At 72.0% G+C, this 486-nt stretch carries 1 pseudogene; it reads left to right on the forward strand.

What is annotated here, in order from left to right:
* Positions 1 to 486 (forward strand): annotated as a pseudogene (locus tag IG08_RS0153335) (IS200/IS605 family accessory protein TnpB-related protein); the annotation flags it as partial.

Raw genomic sequence — 486 nt, forward strand, 5'->3', positions numbered from 1 at the left:
GCTCACCGAGGCCGACTGGCGGAAGCAGTGGGAAGCGTCGCGCTGGTTCCTGCAGGCCGACGGCGAGTCCGGGAAGCGCTACGGCAACGAGACCCTCCGTATCAGCCCGGACGGCGAGGTCAGCATCAAGCTCCCGGCCCCGCTGATGGAGTTGGCCAACGCCCCGCACGGCCGGTACGTGCTGGCCTGCCGGGTCCGCTTCCCGCACCGCGGCCAGGAGTGGGCGGACCGGGTGGAGGCGAACCGGGCGGTGGCCTACCGCATCCACTACGACACGGTACGGGGGCGCTGGTATGTGACGGCCTCCTGGCAGATCCCGGTCTCCCGGACCACCCCGATGGCCGCCGCCCTCGCGCACGGGGTGGTCGGCGTCGACATGAACGCCGGCCACCTCGCCGCCTGGCGTCTCGACGCCCACGGCAACCCGACCGGGACCCCGCGCCGCTTCTTCTACGACCTCACAGGCACAGCCGATCACCGTGATGC

The organism is Streptomyces fulvoviolaceus (genome assembly GCF_000718165.1).
Lineage (GTDB): Bacteria > Actinomycetota > Actinomycetes > Streptomycetales > Streptomycetaceae > Streptomyces > Streptomyces fulvoviolaceus.